The 2,936-nt window shown below is 67.7% G+C and carries 2 protein-coding genes and 1 pseudogene; all 3 read right to left on the bottom strand.

What is annotated here, in order from left to right:
* Positions 1-366: pseudogene (locus VF662_RS02470) on the bottom strand (2OG-Fe(II) oxygenase); the annotation flags it as partial.
* A gap of 54 nt (positions 367-420) precedes the next feature.
* Positions 421-1,590: an iron-containing alcohol dehydrogenase gene (locus VF662_RS02475; RefSeq protein WP_464137308.1), complete on the bottom strand. Its 1,170-nt coding sequence runs from the start codon at positions 1,588-1,590 to the stop codon at positions 421-423.
* On the bottom strand, positions 1,590-2,936 hold a 1,347-nt coding region (locus tag VF662_RS02480; protein ID WP_464137311.1), incomplete at its 5' end, for an aldehyde dehydrogenase family protein. The genes VF662_RS02480 and VF662_RS02475, both read right to left, overlap by 1 nt.

The following is a 2,936-nucleotide window of genomic DNA, read 5'->3' on the forward strand; positions in this document are numbered from 1 at the left end:
CTCGCTGGACATGAGGTCTGCAAAGGCGGTGAGGAGATCGTCCGGCCCGCCCTGCTGCTCATCGTCGGGGACCCGCAGGCCCTCGTAGCGATATTGGAAGCCCAGCCGCGCGCGCTCGTACACCTGCTCGTCGATCGCCGCTCGCTCGTCGGCGGCCATGGCGGCGCGGGCGGCCCGGTCATATTCGAGGATGCCATCGGGCGAGTTGATCAGGTGCCACCAGTCGGCGCGGCTCTCGAGATGCTCCCAAAGGTCGATCACGCCCTCCCGCTCCAGCAGATCGTAGATGCGGACGCGGCGATTGGCCGCATATTCGCGCGCGAGCGCGTCGCGGTCGAGGTCGGGGTTCAGGCGAAAAATCGTCACGCTGCGTCTCTCCGGATCGTCCGCCCGGATAATCCAGCGCCACTTTCAGCTTGGTTAAGCCCCGGAGAGGGAGGCGAGCCGCCCCTCCATGGCGGCATCGAACACCTGGCGCGCGGCGGCCGCATCGAAGGGAAGGGGATTGCCTCCTGCCGACGGATCGGCCTCCGCCATGCGAGCGATCTGCTCGGCCCGGTCGTTCGGCACATCGAGCTGGCGCAGGCTGTGCGGGATGCCAAGGCTCCGGCGCAGCTCCACGATCCAGCCGAGGAAGCCGTCGAACGATGTATCCCCCAGGCCGATATAGGCGGCGAGGCGGCCGATCCGCTCCTCGATCGCGGGCCGGTTGAAAGCCAGGATGTAGGGCATCACCACGGCATTGGTGAGGCCATGATGGCTGCCGTGCAGGGCGCCGATCGGGTGCGACAAAGCGTGCATCCCGCCAAGCCCCTTCTGGAACGCCGTCGCACCCATCGAAGCGGCGATCAGCATATGCCCGCGCGCTTCCAGATCGGATCCGTCCGCCACCGACCGCGGCAGCCATTCGCGGATCAGCTTCATCCCCTCCGCGGCGATGCCGTCGGCCATCGGATGAAAGCCCGGCGCGCAATAGGCTTCGAGGCAGTGGGAGAGCGCGTCCATCCCGGTCGCGGCCGTGATGTGCGGCGGCAGGCCAAGCGTCAGCTCGGGGTCGAGGATCACGACGGAAGGGAGCATCTTCGGGTGGAAGATGATCTTCTTGATCTGCGCTTCCTCGTCCAGGATCACACCAGCACGGCCGACTTCGGACCCGGTGCCGGCGGTGGTCGGGACTGCGACGATCGGAGCGACGCCCGCCGGATCGGCCCGGCTCCACCAGTCGCCGACGTCCTCGAAGTCCCAGATCGGCCGCGTCTGGCCCGACATGAAGGCGACCACCTTCCCCACGTCCAGCGCGCTTCCGCCGCCGAAGGCGATGACACCGTCATGGCCACCCTCGCGAAAGGCCGCTACGCCTGCTTCCACGTCCGCTCCAACCGGGTTCGAATGGACGGAGGAGAAGAGCCTTGCCGAACGAAGCGAGGCGAGCGCCGACTTCACCATCGGCAGCTCGGCGAGGCCGGGGTCGGTCACGAGAAGCGGTCGCCTGACGCCTAAGCTCTCGCACGCCTCCGGCAGCTCCGCGACGCGCCCGGCGCCGAAGCGGATCGCGGTCGGATAATTCCAGTTGGCATTGGGCAGCGCCATCAGCCGCTCCTCAAGTGAAAGCTCTTCGGTCTCGTCACGGCCTCGTAGCCGAAGCGCCCCAACGAGGCGCCGCGGCCGCTATTCTTGAGGCCAGTCCAGGCAAGTGCGGCATCGAGATAGTCGCAGCGGTTGAGGAACAGGGTGCCCGCCTCCACCTCCGCCGCAAGCCGCTCCCCCGCGTCCATGTCTCTGGTCCAGATGGATGCTGTCAGCCCGAGGTCGGAATCGTTCATCAGGCGCACCGCCTCGGCATCGTCCTTCACCGGCATGAGGCCTACCGCTGGCCCGAACGTCTCCTCGCGCATGATCGCCATCGAATGATCGACGCCGGTGAGCACCTGCGGCATCAGATAGGCGGTGCCGTCCGTGTCTGCGGGGAAGAGCTGTCGCTCGACATGCGTCTGCGCGCCCGCCTCGACCGCCTGCCTTACCTGCTCGCGCACCTGGCCGGCGAGCCTGGCGCTGGAGAGCGGCCCGAAGCTGGTGTCGGGATCGAGCGGATCGCCGAGGCGGTAGCCCTGCGTCCCCTCCACGAAGCCCTCGAGAAACGGCTCCCACACCGCCTCGTGCACATATATGCGCTCAACTCCGCAGCAGGATTGGCCGGCATTGTAGAAGGCCCCGTCCACCAGCCCTTCGACTGCCGCCGCGATATCGGCATCGGCCCGGACATAAGCCGGATCCTTGCCACCCAGCTCCAGCGTCAGCGAGGTGAAGGATCCCGCCGCCGCACGTTCGATCGCCCGGCCGCCCTCCACGGAGCCGGTGAAGGTGGCATGATCCATTAGGCTCGACTGAAGCAGCCGGAAGGTCTGCTCGTGGCTGAGAAAGAGGTTGTGGAACAGGCCCTCCGGGAGCCCGGCCATCCGCAGCGCCTCCGCGAAGCGCTCCCCTGCAAGCAAAGTCTGACTGGCATGTTTCAGGAGCACCGCATTGCCCGCGATCAGCGCCGGGACGATCGTGTTGGCGGCGGTAAGGAAAGGGTAGTTCCAGGGCGCGATCACCAGCACCAGTCCCGCCGGCACGCGCGAGACGTAGCGGCGGCGCTCCGGCGACATCTCCGCCACAACCGGCGCCAGCGCCTCCTCCGCCAGATCGATGATCCCCCGCACCCGCTCGGCGAGCGAACGAAGCTCGCCGCCGTAACGAACGGGCCGGCCCATCTGCCAGGCAAGCTCGGGCACGATCTTTGCGTTCAGCACCTCCATCGCCTCCACGAAGCGGAGCAGGATCGCGATCCGCTCCGCCAGCGGCACCCGCGCCCACTCCCGCTGCGCCTTCCGAGCCGCGGCGATTGCTGCATCCACCGCAGCATCGCTGGTAAGCGGCCGCCGCGCATATTCCCG

The sequence above is a fragment of the Allosphingosinicella sp. genome, assembly GCF_036387215.1.
GTDB lineage: Bacteria > Pseudomonadota > Alphaproteobacteria > Sphingomonadales > Sphingomonadaceae > Allosphingosinicella.